25 protein-coding genes and 1 tRNA gene are annotated in these 20,710 nt (G+C 71.0%); 12 read left to right on the top strand and 14 right to left on the bottom strand.

Features of this window, described 5'->3' with window-relative positions:
• The first annotated feature begins 81 nt into the window (after positions 1-81).
• From ABIC61_RS15315 to ABIC61_RS15290, 6 genes are all read left to right on the top strand, one after another.
• Entirely contained in the window at positions 82-1,248 is a 1,167-nt protein-coding gene (locus ABIC61_RS15315) for a sensor histidine kinase (RefSeq protein WP_354030614.1), read from the top strand.
• Positions 1,245-1,865 carry a response regulator gene (locus ABIC61_RS15310; RefSeq protein WP_354030613.1) on the top strand — a complete coding sequence of 207 codons (621 nt, stop codon included), beginning with the start codon at positions 1,245-1,247 and terminating at the stop codon, positions 1,863-1,865. Before ABIC61_RS15315 ends, ABIC61_RS15310 begins: the two co-directional genes overlap by 4 nt.
• 39 nt (positions 1,866-1,904) lie before the next feature.
• A complete protein-coding gene (locus ABIC61_RS15305) occupies positions 1,905-3,107 on the top strand; it encodes an MFS transporter (protein WP_354030612.1) in 1,203 nt (400 codons plus the stop codon).
• Positions 3,108-3,202: 95 nt separating this feature from the next.
• The gene (locus ABIC61_RS15300; RefSeq protein WP_145954365.1) at positions 3,203-3,385 is read left to right on the top strand and encodes a hypothetical protein; all 183 of its coding nucleotides are present in this window, start codon (positions 3,203-3,205) and stop codon (positions 3,383-3,385) included.
• Positions 3,386-3,646: 261 nt separating this feature from the next.
• Positions 3,647-3,889, top strand: coding sequence for a GNAT family N-acetyltransferase (locus ABIC61_RS15295; protein ID WP_354030611.1), 243 nt, complete (start codon positions 3,647-3,649; stop codon positions 3,887-3,889).
• A 119-nt stretch (positions 3,890-4,008) separates the two neighbouring features.
• On the top strand, positions 4,009-4,437 hold the full coding sequence (locus tag ABIC61_RS15290; RefSeq protein ID WP_354030610.1) for a BLUF domain-containing protein: 429 nt from the start codon (positions 4,009-4,011) through the stop codon (positions 4,435-4,437).
• A gap of 7 nt (positions 4,438-4,444) precedes the next feature.
• On the opposite strand, the gene ABIC61_RS15285 is transcribed toward ABIC61_RS15290, so the two are convergent.
• The 7 genes from ABIC61_RS15285 to ABIC61_RS15255 all read right to left on the bottom strand — a co-directional run bounded on the left by ABIC61_RS15285 (position 4,445) and on the right by ABIC61_RS15255 (position 9,685).
• Positions 4,445-4,894, bottom strand: a complete 450-nt coding sequence (locus ABIC61_RS15285; protein WP_354030609.1) for a luciferase domain-containing protein — start codon at positions 4,892-4,894, stop codon at positions 4,445-4,447.
• The gene (locus ABIC61_RS15280; protein ID WP_354030608.1) at positions 4,891-5,133 is read right to left on the bottom strand and encodes a hypothetical protein; all 243 of its coding nucleotides are present in this window, start codon (positions 5,131-5,133) and stop codon (positions 4,891-4,893) included. Before ABIC61_RS15280 ends, ABIC61_RS15285 begins: the two co-directional genes overlap by 4 nt.
• 4 nt (positions 5,134-5,137) lie before the next feature.
• Entirely contained in the window at positions 5,138-5,749 is a 612-nt protein-coding gene (locus ABIC61_RS15275; RefSeq protein WP_354030607.1) for a ScbR family autoregulator-binding transcription factor, read from the bottom strand.
• Between the two features lie 69 nt (positions 5,750-5,818).
• Complete coding sequence (locus ABIC61_RS15270; RefSeq protein WP_354030606.1) at positions 5,819-6,289, bottom strand: BLUF domain-containing protein; 471 nt, start codon at positions 6,287-6,289, stop codon at positions 5,819-5,821.
• Positions 6,290-6,378: 89 nt separating this feature from the next.
• Positions 6,379-7,752: an ABC transporter substrate-binding protein gene (locus ABIC61_RS15265; protein WP_354030605.1), complete on the bottom strand. Its 1,374-nt coding sequence runs from the start codon at positions 7,750-7,752 to the stop codon at positions 6,379-6,381.
• Positions 7,753-7,759: 7 nt separating this feature from the next.
• A complete protein-coding gene (locus ABIC61_RS15260) occupies positions 7,760-8,701 on the bottom strand; it encodes a carbohydrate ABC transporter permease (protein WP_176505504.1) in 942 nt (313 codons plus the stop codon).
• A gap of 15 nt (positions 8,702-8,716) precedes the next feature.
• The gene (locus ABIC61_RS15255) at positions 8,717-9,685 is read right to left on the bottom strand and encodes a carbohydrate ABC transporter permease (RefSeq protein WP_354030604.1); all 969 of its coding nucleotides are present in this window, start codon (positions 9,683-9,685) and stop codon (positions 8,717-8,719) included.
• A gap of 201 nt (positions 9,686-9,886) precedes the next feature.
• Between ABIC61_RS15255 and ABIC61_RS15250 the strand changes: the two genes are divergently transcribed.
• Positions 9,887-11,119, top strand: a complete 1,233-nt coding sequence (locus tag ABIC61_RS15250) for a Gfo/Idh/MocA family protein (protein ID WP_502908819.1) — start codon at positions 9,887-9,889, stop codon at positions 11,117-11,119.
• 22 nt (positions 11,120-11,141) lie between these two features.
• Complete coding sequence (locus ABIC61_RS15245) at positions 11,142-12,206, top strand: LacI family DNA-binding transcriptional regulator (protein ID WP_354030603.1); 1,065 nt, start codon at positions 11,142-11,144, stop codon at positions 12,204-12,206.
• Between the two features lie 65 nt (positions 12,207-12,271).
• Here ABIC61_RS15245 and ABIC61_RS15240 read toward each other — a convergent pair whose 3' ends face one another.
• On the bottom strand, positions 12,272-12,733 hold the full coding sequence (locus tag ABIC61_RS15240; protein ID WP_354030602.1) for a winged helix-turn-helix transcriptional regulator: 462 nt from the start codon (positions 12,731-12,733) through the stop codon (positions 12,272-12,274).
• An 84-nt stretch (positions 12,734-12,817) separates the two neighbouring features.
• Here ABIC61_RS15240 and ABIC61_RS15235 point away from each other — a divergent pair, with 84 nt between their 5' ends.
• Together ABIC61_RS15235 and ABIC61_RS15230 are read left to right on the top strand one after the other, a co-directional pair.
• Positions 12,818-13,516: an SDR family oxidoreductase gene (locus ABIC61_RS15235; RefSeq protein WP_354030601.1), complete on the top strand. Its 699-nt coding sequence runs from the start codon at positions 12,818-12,820 to the stop codon at positions 13,514-13,516.
• A 37-nt stretch (positions 13,517-13,553) separates the two neighbouring features.
• Positions 13,554-13,955, top strand: coding sequence for a hypothetical protein (locus ABIC61_RS15230; RefSeq protein WP_354030600.1), 402 nt, complete (start codon positions 13,554-13,556; stop codon positions 13,953-13,955).
• Between the two features lie 21 nt (positions 13,956-13,976).
• Here ABIC61_RS15230 and ABIC61_RS15225 read toward each other — a convergent pair whose 3' ends face one another.
• The gene (locus ABIC61_RS15225; protein ID WP_354030599.1) at positions 13,977-14,537 is read right to left on the bottom strand and encodes a GrpB family protein; all 561 of its coding nucleotides are present in this window, start codon (positions 14,535-14,537) and stop codon (positions 13,977-13,979) included.
• Positions 14,538-14,622: 85 nt separating this feature from the next.
• Between ABIC61_RS15225 and mtnN the strand changes: the two genes are divergently transcribed.
• Entirely contained in the window at positions 14,623-15,333 is a 711-nt protein-coding gene (gene mtnN / locus ABIC61_RS15220) for a 5'-methylthioadenosine/S-adenosylhomocysteine nucleosidase (RefSeq protein ID WP_354030598.1), read from the top strand.
• 24 nt (positions 15,334-15,357) lie between these two features.
• On the opposite strand, the gene ABIC61_RS15215 is transcribed toward mtnN, so the two are convergent.
• The 3 genes from ABIC61_RS15215 to serS form a co-directional block, all read right to left on the bottom strand.
• Positions 15,358-15,445, bottom strand: a tRNA-Ser gene (locus tag ABIC61_RS15215).
• Positions 15,446-15,631: 186 nt separating this feature from the next.
• Positions 15,632-16,486: an HAD family hydrolase gene (locus ABIC61_RS15210; RefSeq protein WP_354030597.1), complete on the bottom strand. Its 855-nt coding sequence runs from the start codon at positions 16,484-16,486 to the stop codon at positions 15,632-15,634.
• Positions 16,483-17,751 (bottom strand): serine--tRNA ligase, encoded by a 1,269-nt coding sequence (gene serS / locus ABIC61_RS15205; protein ID WP_144751243.1) that lies wholly within the window; start codon positions 17,749-17,751, stop codon positions 16,483-16,485. The genes ABIC61_RS15210 and serS overlap by 4 nt, the downstream gene beginning before the upstream one ends.
• Positions 17,752-17,916: 165 nt before the next feature.
• On the opposite strand from serS, the gene ABIC61_RS15200 reads away from it, so the two are divergent.
• Positions 17,917-18,987: a diacylglycerol/lipid kinase family protein gene (locus tag ABIC61_RS15200; RefSeq protein ID WP_354030596.1), complete on the top strand. Its 1,071-nt coding sequence runs from the start codon at positions 17,917-17,919 to the stop codon at positions 18,985-18,987.
• Positions 18,988-19,119: 132 nt separating this feature from the next.
• Here ABIC61_RS15200 and pheA read toward each other — a convergent pair whose 3' ends face one another.
• Positions 19,120-20,076 carry a prephenate dehydratase gene (gene pheA, locus ABIC61_RS15195; protein WP_354030595.1) on the bottom strand — a complete coding sequence of 319 codons (957 nt, stop codon included), beginning with the start codon at positions 20,074-20,076 and terminating at the stop codon, positions 19,120-19,122.
• 61 nt (positions 20,077-20,137) lie between these two features.
• A complete protein-coding gene (locus ABIC61_RS15190) occupies positions 20,138-20,683 on the bottom strand; it encodes a MarR family winged helix-turn-helix transcriptional regulator (RefSeq protein ID WP_079236889.1) in 546 nt (181 codons plus the stop codon).
• Between the last annotated feature and the right edge of the window lie 27 nt (positions 20,684-20,710).

The raw sequence follows: 20,710 nt of genomic DNA, 5'->3' as shown, positions 1-20,710 counted from the left end.
GACATCGCCGACCGGGTTGGTCCTCCGATCGAACTTTCGGTTGATCCGCCGCGCCCCGCCGCTCCGTACGCTGGGAGGGACATGGCGCACAGCACCCTCACCCCGGTCTTCGTCGGTCTGCGGACCGGCCTGCACGTGCTGTTCGCCGCGCTCCTCGCACTCGTCGTCGTCCGCATCGTGGTCGTCGGCGCACCGGGGTCGTGGGTCCCGCTCGGACTGTCCGTCGTGTTCGCGGGGGTCTACCTGCTCGGCGCGATCGTCGCCCGGAGCGCCTCGCGTCGAGGACTCGCGGGAGCCGTCTGGATCCTCGCGCTCACCCTCGTCTGGATCGCCCTGCTGGTGCTCGTGCCCGAGGCCGCGTACCTCGTCTTCCCGCTCTTCTTCCTCTACCTGCACGTCCTGCCGCGCGTGGTCGGCCCCGTCGCCGTGGTCGTCGCGACCCTCGTCGCTGTCGTCGCGCTCGGACTCCACGGCGGGTTCACGGTCGGCGGCGTCGTCGGACCCCTCGTCGGTGCGGGGGTCGCCCTCCTCATCGGTCTCGGCTACCGGGCGCTCGCGCGGGAGGCCGCCGAGCGCGAAGCCCTCGTCGCCGAGCTCCTCGCCACTCGCGACCGGCTGGCCGCCACCGAGCACGAACAGGGCGTGATCGCCGAGCGCGCGCGACTCGCGCGGGAGATCCACGACACCGTCGCGCAGGGCCTGTCGAGCATCCAGATGCTCCTGCACGCCGCGGAACGTGCCGACGGCGAGCGCCCCGGGCTCGAGCACATCCGGCTCGCCAGGGAGACCGCCGCCGACGGTCTCGCCGACACCCGGCGGTTCATCCGCGAGCTCACACCCCCGTCGCTGGACCAGGGGCTCGGTGCAGCGCTGCGGCGTCTGGCCGAGCAGCAGTGGACGCGCGACGGGCTGACCGTGGAGGTCGACGTGCCGGAGGTCTCGCTGCCGATGGACGTGCAGACGGCGCTGCTGCGCATCGCCCAGGGCGCGGTCGCGAACGTGGTGCAGCACGCAGGCGCGGCGACCGTCCGGCTGTCGCTCGCGGTGGACGGACGGGAGGCGCGACTCACGGTCACGGACGACGGCGTCGGTTTCGAGCCGGTCACCGCCCGGGACCGCGCGTGGTCGACCGACTCGTTCGGGTTGCGTGCCATGGAGGACCGCGTCGGGCAGTTCGGCGGTCGGCTCGACATCACCTCGGACCCCGGCAGCGGCACCACGCTCGTCGCCGTCCTGGAGGTGCCGTGATCCGGATCCTCATCGCCGACGACCACCCCGTCGTCCGGGCCGGGTTGCGGGCGCTCCTCGACGCCGAGGACGACCTCGACGTCGTGGGCGAAGCGTCGACCCCGTCCACCGCGGTCGACCTCGCCGAGTCCCTGACGCCGGAACTCGTGCTGATGGACCTGCAGTTCGGACAGGACGCCACCGGCGCGGACGCCACCCGCCGGATCCGGGCACTCGACGCCGCACCGTACGTGCTCGTGCTGACGAACTACGACTCCGACGGCGACATCCTCGGCGCGGTCGAGGCGGGCGCGAGCGGGTACCTCCTCAAGGACGCGCCGCCGCACGAGCTCGTCGCAGCAGTCCGCGCCGCGGCATCGGGGCAGAGCGCGCTCGCGCCCGCGATCGCCGGGCGGCTGATGGCCCGGGTGCGGTCACCGCAGGTCGCGTTGTCGGCCCGTGAGATCCAGGTGCTGCGGCTCGTCGCCGAGGGCGCCTCGAACGGTGACGTCGCCGCGCGCCTGCACATCAGCGACGCCACCGTGAAGTCGCACCTGGTCCACGTGTTCTCGAAGCTCGGGGTGTCCTCCCGCACGGCCGCGGTGTCCGAGGCACGATCCCTCGGCATGCTGCGCTGATCCCTTGACTCAGCCCGTGTGAAACGTTCTGATGGACCCATGATCGGGCGCCACCGCGCGGCACTCTTCGCCACGTCGACGATGACCGGGTTCGGGATCGCCTCGTGGATCACCCGCACACCCGCGGTCCGTGACGAGCTCGGGGCGTCGATCGAGGCGATGGGCATCGTCCTGCTCGGCCTGTCGATCGGCTCGATGATCGGGATCCTCGGCGCCGGTGTGCTCGTGCGCCGCCTCGGCACGCGGCCGCTCATCGTGCTCGGCGGGATGCTGCCCGTCGCCGGCATGCTCCTCGTCGCGCTGCTCGCCCCCGCGCAGGTCGCGGTCGGGGTGTGGGCCGGGCTGTTCCTCGTCGGGTTCGGGTCGGGCGTCGCCGAGATCGGTCTCAACGTCGAGGCAGCCGCGGTCGAACGACAGCTCTCCCGCCCCGTCGTGCCCGTGTTGCACGCCTGCTTCAGCCTCGGCACCGTCATCGGTGGCGCCGCCGGCATCGTCCTGACCGCCGTCAGCACCCCCGTGGTCGTGCACCTGCTCGTCGCGGCCGTCGTGATGGCCGGACTCGCCACCTTCGCCGCCGTGAACCTGCGGCCGGTCCCCCGGGCCGTGCCGGACCCTTCCGCCGCAGCAGTCGCCACGCCGCGCCTGCGGTCGGTGATCACCTGGCAGGTGCTGCTCATCGCCGTGATCACGCTGGCGATGGCCTTCGCCGAGGGTGCGGCGAGCGACTGGCTCCCCCTGCTCATGACGACCGACCACGGCGCTCCGGAGGCGGTCGGCTCGCTCGTGTTCACCGGCTTCGCCCTCGCCATGTTCGTCGGCCGGTCCGCCGGCACGCCGCTCGTGGCCCGGTTCGGACGCGCGCCCGTGATCCGGGTGTGCGCCGCGGTCGGGGTCGTCGGTGTCCTGCTCGTCGTCGTGTCGCCGAACCCCGTCCTCACCGCGGCGGCGGCCGGGGTGTGGGGCCTCGGGATCGCCCTCGGGTTCCCCCTCGCGATCTCCGCCGCCGGCGACCACCCCACCGACGGCGACCGACGCGTGTCCGTCGTCGCGACCGCTGGCTACATCGCGTTCCTCGCCGGGCCGCCCGCGCTCGGGTTCCTCGGGGAGCACCTCGGGTTGCAGACGGCGATGCTCGTGCCGGCGGCGTTGCTGGTGGTCGCACTGCTCGCGGCGCCGGCGACCCGGAGCCGGGCGGTGGTCGACGCCCCGGCGGCTCCGGTTCCGACGGGCCCCAGGGCCTGACCGCTGACCGGGCGTCTCGACCTCTCCGGATCCAGTTCTCCACAGGCGGCCGCGCACCCGTGGCTGCGACCGCCGGGATGACGTACCGTGTGACCATGACCCCGGACGCCTCGCTCACTCGACCCGACGGCTCGCAAGCCGTGGGCGACGATGGCCTGACCGACGGCGAACGCGATTCCTACGCGACTCGGTACCGCGCCACCGTCGCGCGGAAGACCCTCACGGCCGTCGAGAAGGACGTCATCGAACGCTGGCTCGCCAGCCGTGGAGCGAAGTAGCGCTCTCGACTGGCGCACCGCCGGCCCGGAGCACCGGGACGCTCTCCAGTCGTTCACCTGTGCGGACCCGCCACGGGCGGTGTGGGATCGTCACCGGCGCGAGAAGATCCACGAACGGCCGTGGGAGCTCACGGTGCAGTCGCACATCCGAGTGCTCCGCCCGGCTCTCCCCTCGTCCGAGAATGCGCTTCTCGGCTTCGTCGACGGCGATCTCGCGAGCGTCGTGCACTTCGGTGGACCGATGACGGCACGCAGCTCCTCGTGCTGGCGATCGCGACGGAGCACGAGCATCGTCGTGCGGGCCTGGGACGCGCGACGCTCGCGACGACACTCGACGTGCTGCGCTCGGTCCGCGACGACGCTGCGATCGGGTGCGGTGCGTTCGCTCGGATCGACCGTCGGAACACCCCCAGCGCTCGGCTCTTCACCGCAGCCGGTTTCGTCCGGCTCGAGCCGGATCGCGAGGACACCGACCTGGACTACTGGGTCCACGACCTGCTCTGACAGTGCGCGCGGGGGTCTCGCTGTTTCCCGACGGATCTCGCTCGATGCACGACGAGCGTCCCGCGACGGTATGCGGACAGCGGTTCGCGCCCGCGCCCGACCCGCACCAGTATGGAGCCGTGCTCGTCTCCATCGTCTACATGAGCCGCGCGGCCGTCCCGTTCGACGACGCTGCACTCGCCCAGCTCCTGCGCGACGCACGCCTCCGGAACGAGGCGCTCGGCGTCTCCGGGCTGCTGCTCGCGAAGGACGGCCGGTTCATGCAGCTGCTCGAGGGCCCGGCGTGGAGCGTCGACGACCGGTTCGCGGCCATCTCGCGCGACCCTCGGCACGGTGAGGTGAAGTCGCTCATCCGCGAGGACGTCGAGCGTCGACGGTTCGACGGCTGGTCGATGGCCTACCGTGCGCTCGACGACGCGGACGTGGATGCCGAGGAGGGGTTCAGCCCGTTCCTGACCGACACCGTCGACTTCCCCCGCTCGTTCGACCGCACGAGCGCCGCCTGGCTGCTGAAGTGGTTCCGCGATCGCGAGCTCCACGACCGCTGATCGGTGGTCAGCCCCGTGCGAATGCCAGGCTCTCCGAGACGAAGCCGACGACCGTCGCGAGTTCGTCCTCGTCGCGGGGGCCGTAGACCATGAACTCCGTGCCGAAGTCCGCGTAGCCGTGCGGCTCCGCCCACCCGACGTCGACCAGCTCGCGCCCGCGGGCCTCGGGCAGGACGAGGTGCACGCTCGTGTCGTCGACGCCGTGCAGGTGCACGGGTTCGAGCCGCTTCCCGGGAGCGAGGGACCGCTCGGGGGACGACTCGACCTCGCGGTCGGTGAGGAAGACGGCTCGCGAACTCGCCGGCGACACCTGGCTGTGGCCCTCGACGACCTCCGGCAGCGCGAACACGGCCGCGACCAGGCGACCCCACAACTCGGGCGGTGCGAGCTGGTCGACCTGCCGGTGCGGTCCCTCCGTCGACGTCGTCGGCGTCGATCCGCGTCGAGGAAGTGTCATACCGTCAGTCTGCCGCGGGCCCGGGCGACTCCGGCGACGACACCCGTGACGGCGAGCAGCACGAGGCCGACGCCGCCCACTGCGTACGCGAACAGCGCGAGGATCCCCGCACCGATGTTCGCCCCGCCGCCGTCGTCCACGGTGAGGAACAGCGACCACATCGCGATGCCGAGTCCCGTGAACCCGACGGCGAGCAGCACGGTGGCGATGACGTGGAGTGATCGGAGGGCAGCGCGCATGCCGTCAGTCTGGTGTGCTGAACGCCTCCGCCACGACCCCCAGCAAGCGGGACCGGTGCCGCGGGTCAGCGATGCCGGAGAGGAGCACGTGCCACATCGTCGCGACTGCCGGGTACAGGTCGGCCCGCCCGGTCCGGACGTCGGACACCAGCTGCACGCCCGTGAAGTACGGCACGACCGTGGCTCCGAGCTGTTCGGCGGACAACTCCGTGCGGAGTTCGCCCGCGGCGACCGCGAGCCGGAAGACGTCGACGATCCCAGCGATCCACTGCTCGTAGAAGCTCGCGGTCGCGGCGGCGAACTCGCCGCGCTCCAGCGACAGCCGGATGCCCGCGCGCACGATCGCATCGGTGCGGAGCAGGTCGGCGATGCCCCTGGACGCGCCGATCAGCGCCGACGTGGGTGAACTGTCGGTGTGGCTGACGACGTCGAACGTGCGGACGTTCTGCTCGTCGATGACGGCGAGCGCCATCGCGAGCTTCGTCGGGAAGTGGAAGTGCAGCGCCCCCTGGGACACGCCCGCCGTGCGGGCGATGCCCGCCACCGTCGCGCTGGCGAAGCCGGCGCGGTCGAACTCCTCCGCCGCGGCTCGCAGAATCTGCTCACGTCGTTCCACGTGACCAGTCTCACGGACTGGAGGCCCGGTGCGGGCCCGCACCGCGCCTCCAGTCAGGGGGTGGCCGCGTCAGGCGGCGTGCCGTGCCAAGGTGATCCGCGCCTCGGGGACGTCCTGCAGGTCGCGTCCACGGAACCACCGCAGCAGCCAGTCGGCGGGTGACCCCGAGAGCTCGGCTGGCAGTCCGGAGCGCTCAGTGAGGAACGTGCTGAAACCGGGTTCGTCGCGGACCTCGGTGCCAGACGGGTTCCCGAAGGCCATCGCCCACCCGTCGAAGCGGCGCGCGGTGATCCGTTCCCGCGAGACGGTCTTCACCTCGCGGTGACGGGGGTCGCGCTCGATCGCGGCGAAGCGGTCCTCGACGGCCCATGCGGGCCCCTCGAGGACCTGCATGAACCGGCCACCCTTCGCCAGGAGCAGGCCCGAGACCCCGAGCGCCTGGTTGGTCAGCCGCGCCTCACGGAGCATGGCCACCAGCTGGTCGTCGGTCAGGTCGTCGACGGCGACGGACATGTACACGAGGGTCTCGAGGGAAGTCATCGCCCGCAGTCTCGGTCGTGCCCCCGGCACGGGGCAAGGATCGTCCGCACACCGCATCGAGGACTGCGGTGTGCGGACGAACACGCCGCTCAGGTGAGCGCGAGCAGCGTGTTCACCTGCTCGTTGATGCCGGTGAGCGTCGTGATCGACTTCCCGTTGGCGTACACGTCGTCGAACGCGGGCTGCAGCAGCGCCTGCACGTCCGCGGGGTTGCGGGTCACCGGGAAGAGGAAGGTGGTCTTCTCCTCGACCTGGCGGGTGAACGCGGAGACGTCCAGCCCCCGCTTCCGGAACGACGCGACCGCTGCTTCGGTACCCGCGGGCCGTGCCGGGAACACGATGCCTGCCTTGCCGACGATCGTCTGCGCCGCGTCGCTGCCGAGGTACGCCACCCACTTCGCGGCCGCCTCGGGGTCCTTCGCCTGCTTCGTGATCGAGTCCCCGAGCCCGTTGAACATCGAGGCGCGGTGCCCGACCGGTCCGACGGGCGTGGGGGCGACCGCGATGTCGAGGTCCTCCATCCCGAGGTACGTGCCGATCATCCACGAGCCGTTGAAGGACAGCGCGCACTTCCCGGAGCCGAGCTGCACGTCGGGGCCGGTGGTGGTGGAGAACACCCCGTACTTCGCCATGTAGCCCTTCTCGGCGAGGCGGTAGTACCAGGCGAGGGTGTCCTGCACGACCTTCTCGTCGTAGCGGAACTTGTCGCCCCAGGGGTTCTCGTTCGTGTAGAACCAGTCGATCGACCCGGTGAACGGTGACCACTGGGTCTGCCCGAAGCCGTCGCCGCCGGACCCGTTCGACGAGATGCCGTAGACCGCGACGTCGTGCTTGTCGAAGCCCCGTTCGTCCCCGCGCCGCCCCTTGGAGTCGACGGTGAGGTGGGCGAGCATCCGCTCGAACGAGCCGCCGTCGTCGGGGTTCCACTCGAGGTCGGCGAGGTCGGCGTCGGACACGTCAGCCTTCGCCATCGCCTTCCGGTCGTAGAACATCGCGATGGTGTCCCAGTCCTTCGGCGACCCGTACCGGTGTCCGTCCTTGCCCTTCCAGAGCTCGGCGAGCCCTGATTGGTAGTCGGCGTCCCGGATGCCCTTCGTGGCATCGAGTTCGTCGAGCTTGTAGAGCACGTCGAGGTCGGAGTACTGCGGGAACTTCGTCAGGTGGTCGGTGAACACGTCGGGCGCGGTGCCGGCGATGAACCCGGCGGTGAGCTTCGTCCAGTAGTCGTTCCACCCGAGCTGCGTGATCTTCACCGTGATGTCGGGGTTCTCGCGGTGGAAGGCGTCGGCGACGGCCTGGTAGGCGGGCAGCTGGTTGGAGTCCCAGAGCCAGTAGCTGACGGTCCGGGTGCCGCTCCGCGACGTGGATCCACGGCCGGGCGACGAGCACGCGGTGAGCGCGCCGAGGGCCAGGGCGGAGGCGCCGCCGGCGAACAGGGCGCGGCGGGAGAGCGAGTTGGTCATCTGGTGCCTACTTGATTCCGGAGAAGCCGATGGAGTTGACGATGCGCTTGGCGAAGACGCCGAACAGCACGATCATCGGGAGCGCCGCCACCAGGGTCGCGGCCATGAGCCCGGCCCAGTCGGTGCCGGACTGCGGGGTCTGCGACTTGAAGACGCCGAGCGCGACGGTGAGGACCCGTGAACTGTCCGTGTACGAGACCATCAGCGGCCAGAAGTAGTCGTTCCAGCTCGTGATGTACGTCAGGACGGCGAGGGTGGCGATCGGGGCGGCAGCCATCGGGATCACCAGGCGGAAGAACACCCGGACCTTGCCGGCGCCGTCGATGAGGGCGGCTTCCTCGACCTCCTTCGAGATGCCGAGGAAGAACTGCCGCAGGAAGAACACCGCGAACGGGGTCATGAACATCGTCGGCAGGGCGATCCCGAGCAGGTTGTCGACGAGCCCGAGCTGCTTGATGAGGGTGAAGTTCGGCAGCAGCGTGAAGATCGCGGGGACCATCAGGCCGGCGAGGAACACCGCGAAGACCTTGTCGCGTCCGGGCCAGCGCAGGCGGGCGAAGGCGTAGGCGGCAGCGGCGGAGAAGAACACCTGGCCGACGGTGACGAGGGTCGAGACGATGACGGAGTTGCCGAGGTAGCGCCAGAAGTTCAGCGCTGCGCCGGAGCCGCCCTGCTCGAGGGCCTCCTTCGTGGACTGCAGGCCGAAGACCCGCTCGAACCCGCCGAGGCTGAACCCGACGGGCAGCAGGGAGGTCGGGTCGGAGTTGATCGCGCCGTTCGACGACAGGGCCGTGCGGAGGATCCAGTAGAAGGGGAAGAGCGTGATCACGATGACGGCGATCATCGCGACCCACGCGAGGATCCGGCCGATCGAGGGGCGACGACGGTGCGCGGCGCCCGGACGGGGCTGACGCTTCGTGGTGACGGAACGGGTGAGTGTCGTGGTCATGGTCGGACGCTCCGTTCAGTCCAGGTCCGACTCACCCGAGCGGGTGAGGCGGTACTGGATGATCGTGATGATGCTGAGGACGATGAGGAGCGCGACCGACACGGCGGACGCGTAGCCGAACTGGAACCGGCCGAAGGCCAGGTTGTAGATGTAGTTCTGCACGACGTTCGTGGCGTTCGCGGGACCACCCTGCGTGGTCACCGCGACGGTGTCGAACACCTGGAACGACCCGATGACGGTGATGATCAGCACCAGCGACAGGATCGGGCGGAGCAGCGGCACGGTGATCCGCCAGAACATCTTCCACTCGCTCGCGCCGTCGATGCGCCCGGCCTCGTAGACCGTCTCGGGCAGCGACTGCAGGCCGGCGAAGATGAGGAGCGCCGTGTAGCCGACGTGTCGCCAGACGTTGATGAGCGCGATCGACGGGATGCCCCACACGTCGCTCTGCAGGAACGGGATGCGGTCGAGGCCCAGGGCGGCGAGCATCTCGTTGCCGATGCCGAGCTGGGTGTCGAGGATCCACAGCCAGACGAGTGCCGCGACGACGTTCGAGACCAGGTACGGCGCGAGGACGATGCCGCGCACGAAGGTCGACTTCGTCAGGCGGTGCATCATCACGGCGATGAAGAGCGCCACGACCGTCTGGATCACGATGTTGATGACGACGTACTCGACGGTGACGACCATCGAGTGCCAGAAGATCGAGTCCTGCGCGAGTCGGACGTAGTTCTGCAGGCCGGTGAACTCCGGCGGGGTGAGCAGGTTGTAGGACGTGAAGCTGAGGTAGATGCCGCGGACCGTCGGCCACGCCAGGAACACGGCGAAGCCGATCGCCGCCGGTGCGATGAACACCAGTGCGAGCCAGAGGTCGTTCCGGGGTCGACGCCTCGGCGAGGTCGTCCGGGCACGGGCGAGGGTGGCTCCCCTGCTCCGTGGGCGGGTGGTCGTCAAGGGTGACGACACAGGGCTCTCGGTGGCCATCGCGACTCCTTCGTCTGCGGTGGACTGACGTGCAGCAGTCCGTGAGCCGGGAATCTACACGTGGGGACTTGCGGTGGCAAGAGCGATTTCTTGGCGCCGATGTCAGGGTTGTCACGAGTAGACAACCGTGTCAGGATGGCCCCCGATCGCATCGGAGCGACCTGCTCGGCGACGCATCCCACACCCCTGGAAAGGTCACTGATGATCTCTGTCGGAATGGTCGGCGCAGGCCAGTTCGCCCCGCAGTTCGCGAAGCTGTTCAAGCTGCACCCCGACGTCGACCGGGTCTTCGTGACCGACCTCGTCGACGACCGCGCATCGGAACTCGTCGAGTCGCAGCACCTCGACGGCACGTTCGACGACTTCGACGCCGTGCTCGCCTCGGACGTCGACGCGGTGGCGATCTTCACGCAGCGGTGGACGCACGGCCCCCTAGTGGTCAAGGCCCTCCGCGCCGGCAAGCACGTGTACTCGGCCGTACCGATGGCGATCTCGGTCGAGGAGATCAGCGCCATCATCGAGGCCGTCCGCGAGACCGGCCTCACCTACATGATGGGCGAGACGAGCTACTACAACCCGGCGACGGTGTTCGCGCGGAAGCAGGTCGCCGAGGGTGCGTTCGGCCGCGTCTTCTACGCCGAGGGCGACTACGTCCACGACATGGACCTCGGCTTCTACGCCGCGTACCAGTTCAGCGGCGGCGACCAGTGGAAGCAGACCGCCAGCTACCCGCCCATGCTCTACCCGACGCACTCGGTCGGCGGCGTCCTCGGCGCCATCCCCGGCCACGCCGTCAGCGTCAGCTGCATCGGCGTCAAGGACGACCGCGGCGACGGGGTGTTCGACAAGGACGTCAGCCAGTTCGACAACGACTTCTCGAACGCCACCGCCCTGTTCGAGCTCGACAACGGCGGGGTCATGCGCATCAACGAGATGCGCCGCGTCGGCTACCCGTCCCACATCCGCGAGTCCCGCTTCCGCTACTTCGGCACCGAGGCCAGCTTCGAGCAGCTCGCCAAGGTCAGCGTCTGGCAGGACAAGGAGGACTCGCACGACATCAGCGACCGGATCAACACCAAGGCGACGATGGACCTCGACGACCCGCGCCTGGCCGGGGTCGACCCCTCGCTCCGCGACGCGTTCGTCTCCGGGTACGCCGAGGTGCACGACACCGACCGCCTGCCGGCCGAGTACGCCGGGGTCCCGACCGGACACGAGGGCAGCCACCAGTTCCTCGCCGACGACTTCGTCCGCGCCGTCGTCGACCGGACCCTGCCGCCGGTGAACGCCTGGACCGCCGCGCGGTTCACGCTGCCCGGGATCATCGCCCACCAGTCCGCACTGCAGGGCGGTGTCCGCCTCGAGGTGCCGGACTTCGGCGACGCCCCCGCGACGGCCGATGCCGCGTCCGCCAGCGGTGCGAGCGCCGTCTAGGATCACAACAACCGTCGTTCGGGTGCCGATCCGCACGGATCGGCACCCGAACTCGATCCAGGAGGCGTCCGTGACCAGCCCGACGACCCCGAGGGCGGTCACCCGCGCCGACGTCGCCCGGTACGCGGGCGTCAGCACCTCCGTCGTCAGCTACGTCGTGCACGACGGCCCCCGCCCGGTCGCCGCCGAGACGGCAGCCCGGGTCCGCGACGCCATCCGGGTCCTCGGGTACCGCCCGAACGCGAGCGCGCAGGCCCTCCGCACCGGGTCGTCGAAGATGCTCGGGCTCATCGTCCCCGAGCTCGACAACCCGCTCTGGTCCGAGGTCGCGATCGCCGTCGAGCAAGCCGCCGCGGCACGGGGCTACGACGTCCTCATCTCGAGCAGCGACGGCGACGTCGCCCTCGAGCGCGACCGCATGCGCAGCCTGTCCGCCCGCCAGGTCGACGGCCTCATCGTCACGAGCATCATGACCCGCCCCGACCTCTCCACCGTCGTCGATCCGGGGCTGCCGATGGTCCTGCTCAACACCTTCTTCGAGGTCCCCGACTTCGCCAGCACCGGCGTGGACGCCCGCCGCGGCGCGTTCGACGGCACCGCGCACCTCGCCGGGCACGGGTACCCGTCGATCGGGCTCGTCATCGGGCACGCGGGTTCCGACACGGACCTCCGCGAACAGGGCTGGCAGGACGCGCTCCGCGAGCACGGCGTGCAGGACGGCCCCATCGTCCGCACCGAGTTCTCCCGCGCGGGCGGCTACACCGCCGGCCTCCGCATGTTCGGGTCCGCCAACCGACCGCGCGCCGTGTTCGTCAGCTCCGACATGCAGGCAGTCGGGGTGCTCCGCGCCCTGTACGAGCTCGGGCTCTCCGCGCCGACGGACGTCGCGATCGTGTCGTTCGACGGCACCGCCGAGGCCGACTTCACGAACCCGCAGCTCACCGCGGTGCGACAGCCGATCGACGCGATGGCGGCCGGCGCGGTCGACCGGGTCCTCGGGCGGGTGGCGGGCGAGCAGTGGCACCGTGACCTCGTCCCGGCCGCGTTGGTGCTCGGCGCGAGTTGCGGGTGCGACGTGCGTCGCTGACGCACCCACCTGTCGGCCTGGAGGCACGGTGCGGGCCCGACCCGCGCCTCCCGGCCGTCATCTGGTCACGTTCCGGACGTGTGCCCCAGCACCGCCTTGAGGTCGCCGAGCGGGACGCGGCGCTGCGCGACGCGCGTCACGGCGGCAGCCTCGACCGGCTCGTCGGTCTCGGCGTCGACGAACCGGAGGTCCGACTTCAGGTCGGTGCGGCGGTGCCGGTCCGCCCACCCGCCGAGCGCGAGGAGCACGAGCGAGAGGTCGCGCCCCGCGTCGGTGAGGACGTACTCCTCACGGACGCGACCGCCCTCCGGCTTGTAGGCGGTGCGTTCGAGCACGCCGCCCTCGACGAGGGAGCCGAGACGGGCGGTGAGGACCTCGCGCGGGATGCCGAGGCTCTGCTGGAACTGACTGAAGCGGGTCGAGCCGGCGAGGGCGTCGCGGACGATCATGAGCGTCCACTTCTCGCCGAGGACGTCGAGGGAGCGCGCGATGGGGCAGCGCTCGTCGCCGCCGAGGATGCCGAGCATGCCGTCATCCTATCTGGGTTCGGAATGCAGACACAACGTGCTAGGTTCGGTTTCCGTACTCAACCTCTCTCGACTGGAGCACCCATGACCGACCTCACCGACGCGATCGTCCTCGCCACCGGAGCGAACGGCGGCCTCGGCGCCGAGTTCGTGCAGCAGGCCCTCGACCGCGGCGCCGCCAAGGTCTACGCGACCGCACGGAACCCCCGGACCTGGGACGACGAGCGCATCGTCCCCCTCCCCCTCGACGTGACCAGCCAGGCGAGCGTCGACGCCGCCGCCCGCACCGCGGCGGACGCCACCATCGTCGTGAACAACGCCGGCGTCGGCGGCTCGACCCCGTTGCTCGAGACCTCCGTCGAAGACGTCGAGCGGGTGTTCGCCACCAACGTCTTCGGTGCCCTGCGGGTCGCCAAGGCCTTCGCACCGACCCTGGCCGGCGGCGCTCTCGTCGACGTGCACTCCGTGCTGAGCTGGATCGCGCTCGGCAACGGGTACTCCGCGTCGAAGGCGGCGTTCTGGTCGCTGACGAACTCGCTGCGCCTCGAACTCGCCCCGCAGGGCACCCAGGTCGTCGGCGCGCACCTCGGGTACACCGACACCGGGATGACGGCGGACCTCGACGTCGAGAAGGCCGACCCCGCGGTGATCGTCGCCGCGATCTGGGACGCGGTCGAGGCCGGGGAGCACGAGGTGCTGGCCGACCAGATCAGCCGAGACGTCCGAGCCGGGCTGAGCGCGCCGCTCGAGGCGCTCTACCCGGGGCTCGCCGCGGCGGTCTGACCTCGGCGACCGCCGCCCCCGCCGCTACCATGACCGCATGGTGACGACGGGGGCGGTCGCGGAGCGACGGACGGGATGGACGTCAGCGGGGTGGGCGGCGCTGTACTGGGTGACGGTCGCGCTCGGGGTGGTCGGCGGGGGCGGGTCGTGGCTCTGGCTGTACCTGGCCTCCGAGGAGGCCACGCGCGGCGCGACCCCGGACCGCACGGGCGCGAACCCCGGCATCCCCATGGGGGTGATCGGACTCGTGCTCGGCCATCTGGTGGGGGCGGTCCTGCTGCTCATCACAGCGCGGCTCGCTCGACGCCGGGGTCGTTCGATCGTGGTGTTCGTGATCGTCGGGCTCGTCATCGGATCCGGCATCGGGTTGGCGCTGTCCCTCCAGCTGACCGAGGGGCACCTGGTCGTGCCATGGCCCCACGAGCCGCTCGTGCCCTGAGACGCCGCGGGCCGACCGCTGTCAGCCGTGGGCTCCGCGGCCGGTGATGCCGCGGGTACTCGCGGTGATCGACGCGCGCTCGTCGTCGGTGAGCCCGGCCGCGCGGAGGATGCGGACGAGGACTTCGCTCTTCTGCTCGAGGTAGTCGTCGATGTCCGTCGCAGCTGCGGCAGCCTGACGCTTGACCGCGGCGTACTCCTCGCGCAGGGCAGCGTCGGCACGCAGGACGTCGCGCACGGCGAGGTGGTTCCGCAGCGCGAGCGACCCCTCTGAGACGACGTACGTGTTGCTCGGCGCGAAGCGGTCCGGAGTACGGAACGCCTGACGCCCCGGGATGCCGAGGTCACCGCGGGGCTCGAAGCCGATGGTCGCGAGGGCTGCGACGGCCGCTGGGACCTCGGCGGCGGTCACGATGACGTCGACGTCGATCACCGGTTTCGCCGCGAGGCCGGGGACGGCGGTGCTGCCCACGTGCTCGATGCGGTGCGGGACGTCGGCGGCGCGGAGTGCATCGTCGTACGCCCTCCGGAGCACCTCGAAGCGCCGCGGCCACTCCGCTCGGTACTCGACGACTTCGACCACACCGGCCCCTTGGATCTCTTCGCGCACGGTGCACGGTACGCGTCCCGGTGTCCCGACGGTCGGCGGCGCGTGCGAAGATCGGGCAGTGCAACTCCCTCCCCCCGTCGCGGTCGTCATCGCTGCCATGAGCGAAGAGGTGTCCGCGTTCGCGTCGCTCTTCGACGGCGTCCCGATCCTCGACGGCCCCGTCGGCGGGCACGACGAACACCACCTTCTCGACATCGACGGAGCCACGGTCGCGGTACGCCGGAGCGGCATCGGGTTCGCGAACGCCACGGCCGCGGTCGCGCACGCCTTCCACGACTTCGGATCGGGCGTGCCGGTGATCAGCGTCGGCACGGCCGGCGGGCTGATGCACGGCGTCGAGATCGGCGAAGTCGTCGTCGGGGACCACTACGTCAACCTCAACGCGGACGCCACCGCCTTCGGGTACGCACTCGGCCAGGTCCCGGGCATGCCGACCGGCTACGAACCCGACGACCGACTCGTCGGACTCGCGCTCGCCTCCGACGCCGGGTACCGCATCCGGGCGGCGACGATCGGCTCGAGCGAGATCTTCGTGACCGAGGGTCGAGCGCGCACCCTCCGCGCGGCCTTCCCCGCGGTCGCGGCCGTCGACATGGAGTCCGCCGCGATCGCGCAGTTCGCGCACGTCCACGACATGCCGTTCGTCTCGGTCCGGTGCATCAGCGACCTGTGCGCGCCGGACGGCGACGAGTTCAAGGAACACCTCGACGGAGCGGCCGCGCGGGCTGCTCGCGTGGTGCACGACGTGGTGGCGGGTCTCGTCAGCTGACCGCGGGACGCGACCGCGTCCCCTTGGCGGAGGGTGTGGGATTCGAACCCACGAGACATCTCTGCCCACCTGTTTTCAAGACAGGCTCCATCGGCCGCTCGGACAACCCTCCGTGACGCGACCACGTGGCGAGACGTGACCGCGTCCCGAGAAGTCTAGCCGAGCCTCCAGGCTGCGCAGCGGGACCGACGCAACGTGCGAGGTCTCGCGCAGTGTGCGACGCCGGCTCCCGCGCACGCAGCGCGGAACCTCGCACCGTACGAACCAGCGCCGACGCGAACCGTCGGACCTGCGCGCGTCAGCGCGGCAGCGAGTCGAGCGCGGCCGCCAGGCCGTCGTCGGTGACGCCGCCGGTGAGCTCGTTGCCCGCGTCCACGACGTCGTCGGGCGCCTGGCCCATGACGACCCCGCGGCCCGAGGTCGACGCCCACCGGAGCATGTCGATGTCGTTCCGACCGTCACCGGCGGCGAAGACGCGGGAGCGCGGGATGTCGAGCCACTCGCGGACGCGTTCCATCGCGGTGGCCTTCGTCACGCCCTCTGGTGCGATGTCGAGCCACGACGTCCAGCCGACCGAGTACGAGACCTTGTGCAGCCCCATCTGCTCGACGACCTGCAGGAAGTCCTCGGTGTCGTGCCCGGGCGAGATGACGACGACCCGGGTGGCCTCGACGCCGAGCAGCCGTTCGAACGGGACGTGCTCGCCGGCGACGGTCATGGCGTCGTCCGGGAAGTTGCCGGAGAGCAGGAACTGCCCGGCCTCGTCCTCGACGCCGAACGCCGCGTTGGCGAGCGCGCCGTGCACGGTCTGCAGGACCTCGGACGGGTCGAACTTCTCGACGTGCACCCGCTCGTAGGAGCCGTCCGGCCGACGGGCGAGGGTCAGCGCACCGTTGGCGCAGACGAGGTACTTCGGCTCGATGCCGAGCGTGTCGAGCAGGGGCACGGTCATGCCCTCGCTGCGCCCGGTGGAGAGCATGACCTCGTGCCCGACGGCCTCGACGTCACGCAGGGCGGCGATCACGGCCTCGGTGACGACACCGTCCTCGCGCATGGTGGTGCCGTCGATGTCGAGCGCGACCAGCCAGCGCTTGGTGCGCACGGAACCGCCGGTGCCCGAACCGCCGTCGACGAACCGCCCCTGCGTGCTCATCGGGGTTCGATCACCTCGACGCCGCCGAGGTACGGACGGAGGACCTCCGGCACCACGACCGAACCGTCGGCCTGCTGGTGGGTCTCGAGGATCGCGACGATCCACCGGGTGGTCGCGAGCGTGCCGTTGAGGGTGGCGACGGGAGCGGTCTTGCCGCTCTCGGTTCGGTAGCGGATGTCGAGGCGACGGGCCTGGAACGTGGTGCAGTTCGACGTCGAGGTGAGCTCGCGGAAGGTGCCCTGCGTCGGCACCCAGGCCTCGATGTCGTACTTCTTCGCCGCGCTCGTGCCGAGGTCGCCGGCAGCGGTCTCGATGACGCGGTAGTGCAGCCCGAGGTCCTGCAGCATCTGCTCCTGGTACGACACGAGGCGCTCGTGCTCCGCCTCGGCCTGGTCCGGGTGCACGTACGAGAACATCTCGAGCTTGTTGAACTGGTGCACACGGAGGATGCCGCGGTTGTCCTTGCCCGCCGAGCCGGCCTCGCGTCGGTAGCAGGTCGACCAGCCGGCGTAGCGGTGCCCCTCGCCCGACTCGTCGAGCGACAGGATCTCGTCCGAGTGGAAGCCGGCGAGGGCGACCTCGCTCGTGCCGGTCAGGTAGAGGTCGTCGGCCTCGAGCCGGTAGACCTCTGCAGCGTGCTCGCCGAGGAAGCCGGTGCCCGCCATCGTCTCGGGGCGCACGAGCGTCGGGGTGATCAGCGGTTCGAAGCCGGCGGCGATCGCACGGTCGAGGCCGAGCGACATGAGGGCGATCTCGAGCCGGGCACCGAGGCCGCGCAGGAAGTAGAACCGTGAGCCGGAGACCTTCACGCCGCGCGGGATGTCGATGATGCCGAGGTGCTCGCCGAGGTCCGCGTGGTCCTTCGGTTCGAAGTCGAACTCCGGCTTGGTGCCGACGGTGCGGAGCGTGACGAAGTCGTCCTCGCCACCGGCGGGAACGCCGGGCAGGACGACGTTCGGGATGGACCGGACGACGCTGTTGAACGTGTCCTCGGCGGCGGTGACGGTGGCCTGCGCCTCCTTCACCTTCGCGGCGAGCGCCTGGGCCTGCTGCACGAGCGCGGCCTTCTCGTCCTTCGGGGCCTTCGCGACGGTCTTGCCGAAGGCGTTCTGCTCGGCGCGGAGGGACTCGAACGAGGTGATCGCGCTCCGCCGTGCCGCGTCCGCGGCGACGGCCTCGTCGACGACGGCCACGGAGGCGCGGCGCGCCTCCTGCGAGGCCTTGATGACGTCCGGGTTGTCGCGCAGCAGCTGGGGATCGATCACCGCTTCATCCTAAAGGGACGGACTGGAGGCGCGGGGGGGGGGCGGCCCCCCCCCCCCCCCCGGGGCCGGGGGGGGGGGGGGGGGCCCCCCCCCCCCCCCCCCTCCAGTCCGTCACCGGGTCACGTCGGGCGTCCGCTCGCAGCATCCGATCGGTACCGTTGGTGCATGTCGACCCCTTCGGAGACCGCGCCCGCGGACCAGGACGCCCTCCAGACCGAGCAGCGGACGGCCGCGGTGGTCTACAACCCCGTCAAGGTCCACCTGCCGACCCTCAAGCAAACCGTCGAGAAGCACCAGCAGGAGGCCGGCTGGGGCGAGACCCTGTGGTTCGAGACGACCGAGGAAGACCCGGGCGGCGGGATGGCCCGCGCCGCGCTCGAGGCCGGAGCCGACGTCGTCGCCGCTGCCGGCGGAGACGGCACCGTCCGCGCCGTGGCCGAGGTGGTGCACGGCTCCGACGCCTCGCTCGCGCTGCTCCCGAGCGGCACGGGCAATCTGCTCGCGCGGAACATGAAGCTGCCGCTCGACGACCTCGGCGGCATGGCGAAGGCGATCTTCTCCGGCAACGACCGCTCCATCGACTTCGGGCAGATCGGCGTCGAGCGTCCCGACGGCTCCCGCGACGAGTTCGGCTTCCTGGTGATGGCTGGCCTCGGGCTCGACGCCCGGATGCTCGCGAACACCCGGCCCGGGCTGAAGAAGCGCGTCGGGTGGTTGGCCTACCTCGACTCGCTGTTCCGCTCCGTGCGGGACACCGACGGCTTCGAGTTCAAGTACCGGCTGGACGAGTCGGCGCGCAACGGCTCCGTGCGCGCACACTCCGTCATCGTCGGCAACTGCGGCATGCTGCAGGCCAACGCGATGCTCCTGCCCGACGCCGAGATCGACGACGGGGTGTTCGACATCGTCGTGATGCGTCCCCGTGGGTTCTTCGGCTGGGTGCGGATCGGCGCGCGGGTGTTCTGGGAGAACGCGATCCTGCGCTGGTTCCACCGGTCCTCGCTCGGCAACACCGTCGTCGGGCGTCGGATCACCACGGCGGCGAAGCAGGAGCGGCCGCTGCGCTACATGCGTGGCGAGGAGTTCGTGCTGCGGCTGACGAAGCCGGACGAGTTCGAGATCGACGGCGACCCGGTGGGCGAGATCGTGGCGTTCCGCGCGCAGATCGATGCCGGGTCGCTGGACGTGCGGGTCCCCGTGATCGAGCCGCACACCGGGCGCGGTCGCAAGAAGTAGGGGCCCGACCTGGCACGGTGCGAGGTCGGGCTCGCAGTGTGCGAGGTTCCGCGCAGTGTGGGACGCGATCGTCGTCCCACAGTCGTCGGAACCTCGCACACTGCGGACGGCGCGCAGCGCGCAGCGCCCGCGTCAGTGCGCGTCGGGCTCGCCGGAGACGATCGCGCGGAGCCAGTCCCGGGCCTCGACGAACGCCGCGTCCGAGTAGCGCGTCGGGACCTCGGGGCGGACCCCGTCGGCCCGCGGGTACGACCCGAGGAACGTCACGCGCGGGCTGAACCGACGCAGGCCGAGCAGGGCGTCGGCCACGCGTTCGTCCCGCACGTGCCCGTCGAGGTCGATGACGAACCGGTAGCGGCCGAGCTCGTCACCGATCGGCCGCGAGGACAGCAGGCCCATGTTGATGCCCCGGGTCGCGAACTGCTCGAGCATGTCCACCAGGGCGCCCGGGTGGTCGGCGGGCAGCTCGACGATGACGCTCGTCTTGTCCGCACCGGTCGGTTCGGGGAGCGCCAGCGTCTTGGACACCAGGACGAAGCGGGTGACCGCGGAGGCGTTGTCGCCGATCGAGGACGCCAGCACCTCGAGCGCGTAGTGGTCGGTGATCCCCGGAGGTGCGACCGCGGCGTCGGCGGTGGGGTGCTCGTCGAGCAGGGCAGCGGCCGCCGCGACGTTCGACGACGCCGGGATGTGCCCGTGCCCGCGGACGTTCGCCTCGAGCCAGTTGTGGGTCTGCGCGTAGGCCACGGGGTGGGCGTTCACGGTGCGGACGTCGGCGAGCGCGGTGCCGGGGCGGGCGACGAGCACGAAGTCGACGGGGACGAGGTACTCCCCCACGATGCGGACGCCGGGGATCCGGGCGAGGGCGTCCTGCGTGGCGCTGACCCCGCCGTCGACGCTGTTCTCGATCGCGATCACGGCGCCGATCGACCGGCCGCTGACGACGTCGTCCAGGGCTTCACCCACGTTGTTGACGCTGCGCCAGGGCTTCCCGGCAGCGGCGTCGACGAGCTTGAGCGCCGCCTCGGTGAAGGTGCCGGCGGGTCCGAGGTAGGAGTACGTGTCGGACGGCGCGGCGGGCTGGCTCATGGGGCGAGCCTATTGCAGCGCCGCACGGCGGCCACGACGGGCCGCACGACCGCCGCGACCGTCAGTCGGTCGCCGTGCCGGTCAGCCGTGCCTCGCAGATCGCGGTGTCGTCGTCGTCCCGCGGGTAGGTCAGGGCGGCGAAGCGCCGTTCGGGGTCAAGCCGGGTGAGCAACGCCGCGGCGATGCCGTCGAGCTGGCCGACCTGCTCCTCGGTGAGGGCGTCGATGACCACGCGACGGGCGGTGCGCACGTGGTCGGGGGCCGCGTCGACGATCGTGGCGTAGCCGGCGTCGGTGAGCCGGACGTCGGTCGCACGCCGGTCGTCGGTGGACGGGCACCGCGAGACGAGCCCGCGCTTCTCGAGCCGGGACACCACGTGGGACAACCGCGGCAGGGACGCGTTCGTGGCCGAGGCGAGCGCCGACATCCGGAGGGTGCGGGACTCGGTCTCCGAGAGCATCGCGATGACCATGTAGTCGAAGTGCGTCAGGTCGGCGTCGCGCTGGAGCTGCTGGTCGAGCGCCGCCGGCAGGAGTTCCATGACGGCGACGAGCTTCATCCACGCGCGGAGCTGGTCGCGCGTGAGCCACGGGGTCTCGTCGGTCATACCGGCATCCTAGCGAATGGTTGTCGG

Source organism: Curtobacterium sp. 1544, from assembly GCF_040544915.1.
Taxonomy (GTDB): domain Bacteria; phylum Actinomycetota; class Actinomycetes; order Actinomycetales; family Microbacteriaceae; genus Curtobacterium; species Curtobacterium pusillum_C.
This window is presented reverse-complemented; position numbering and strand designations above follow the sequence as displayed.

What these genes read in the sequence shown, in the direction of transcription:
- ABIC61_RS15285 (WP_354030609.1), bottom strand. Translation starts at nt 4,894, where the DNA reads ATGACACTTCCTCGACGCGGATCGACGCCGACGACGTCGACGGAGGGA.
- ABIC61_RS15280 (WP_354030608.1), bottom strand. Translation starts at nt 5,133, where the DNA reads ATGCGCGCTGCCCTCCGATCACTCCACGTCATCGCCACCGTGCTGCTC.
- ABIC61_RS15190 (WP_079236889.1), bottom strand. Translation starts at nt 20,683, where the DNA reads ATGACCGACGAGACCCCGTGGCTCACGCGCGACCAGCTCCGCGCGTGG.
- ABIC61_RS15250 (WP_502908819.1), top strand. Translation starts at nt 9,887, where the DNA reads ATGATCTCTGTCGGAATGGTCGGCGCAGGCCAGTTCGCCCCGCAGTTC.
- ABIC61_RS15305 (WP_354030612.1), top strand. Translation starts at nt 1,905, where the DNA reads ATGATCGGGCGCCACCGCGCGGCACTCTTCGCCACGTCGACGATGACC.
- ABIC61_RS15265 (WP_354030605.1), bottom strand. Translation starts at nt 7,752, where the DNA reads ATGACCAACTCGCTCTCCCGCCGCGCCCTGTTCGCCGGCGGCGCCTCC.
- ABIC61_RS15200 (WP_354030596.1), top strand. Translation starts at nt 17,917, where the DNA reads ATGTCGACCCCTTCGGAGACCGCGCCCGCGGACCAGGACGCCCTCCAG.
- ABIC61_RS15270 (WP_354030606.1), bottom strand. Translation starts at nt 6,289, where the DNA reads ATGACTTCCCTCGAGACCCTCGTGTACATGTCCGTCGCCGTCGACGAC.
- ABIC61_RS15255 (WP_354030604.1), bottom strand. Translation starts at nt 9,685, where the DNA reads ATGGCCACCGAGAGCCCTGTGTCGTCACCCTTGACGACCACCCGCCCA.
- ABIC61_RS15240 (WP_354030602.1), bottom strand. Translation starts at nt 12,733, where the DNA reads ATGCTCGGCATCCTCGGCGGCGACGAGCGCTGCCCCATCGCGCGCTCC.
- ABIC61_RS15300 (WP_145954365.1), top strand. Translation starts at nt 3,203, where the DNA reads ATGACCCCGGACGCCTCGCTCACTCGACCCGACGGCTCGCAAGCCGTG.
- ABIC61_RS15315 (WP_354030614.1), top strand. Translation starts at nt 82, where the DNA reads ATGGCGCACAGCACCCTCACCCCGGTCTTCGTCGGTCTGCGGACCGGC.
- ABIC61_RS15260 (WP_176505504.1), bottom strand. Translation starts at nt 8,701, where the DNA reads ATGACCACGACACTCACCCGTTCCGTCACCACGAAGCGTCAGCCCCGT.
- ABIC61_RS15235 (WP_354030601.1), top strand. Translation starts at nt 12,818, where the DNA reads ATGACCGACCTCACCGACGCGATCGTCCTCGCCACCGGAGCGAACGGC.
- ABIC61_RS15210 (WP_354030597.1), bottom strand. Translation starts at nt 16,486, where the DNA reads ATGAGCACGCAGGGGCGGTTCGTCGACGGCGGTTCGGGCACCGGCGGT.
- pheA (WP_354030595.1), bottom strand. Translation starts at nt 20,076, where the DNA reads ATGAGCCAGCCCGCCGCGCCGTCCGACACGTACTCCTACCTCGGACCC.
- ABIC61_RS15230 (WP_354030600.1), top strand. Translation starts at nt 13,554, where the DNA reads ATGGTGACGACGGGGGCGGTCGCGGAGCGACGGACGGGATGGACGTCA.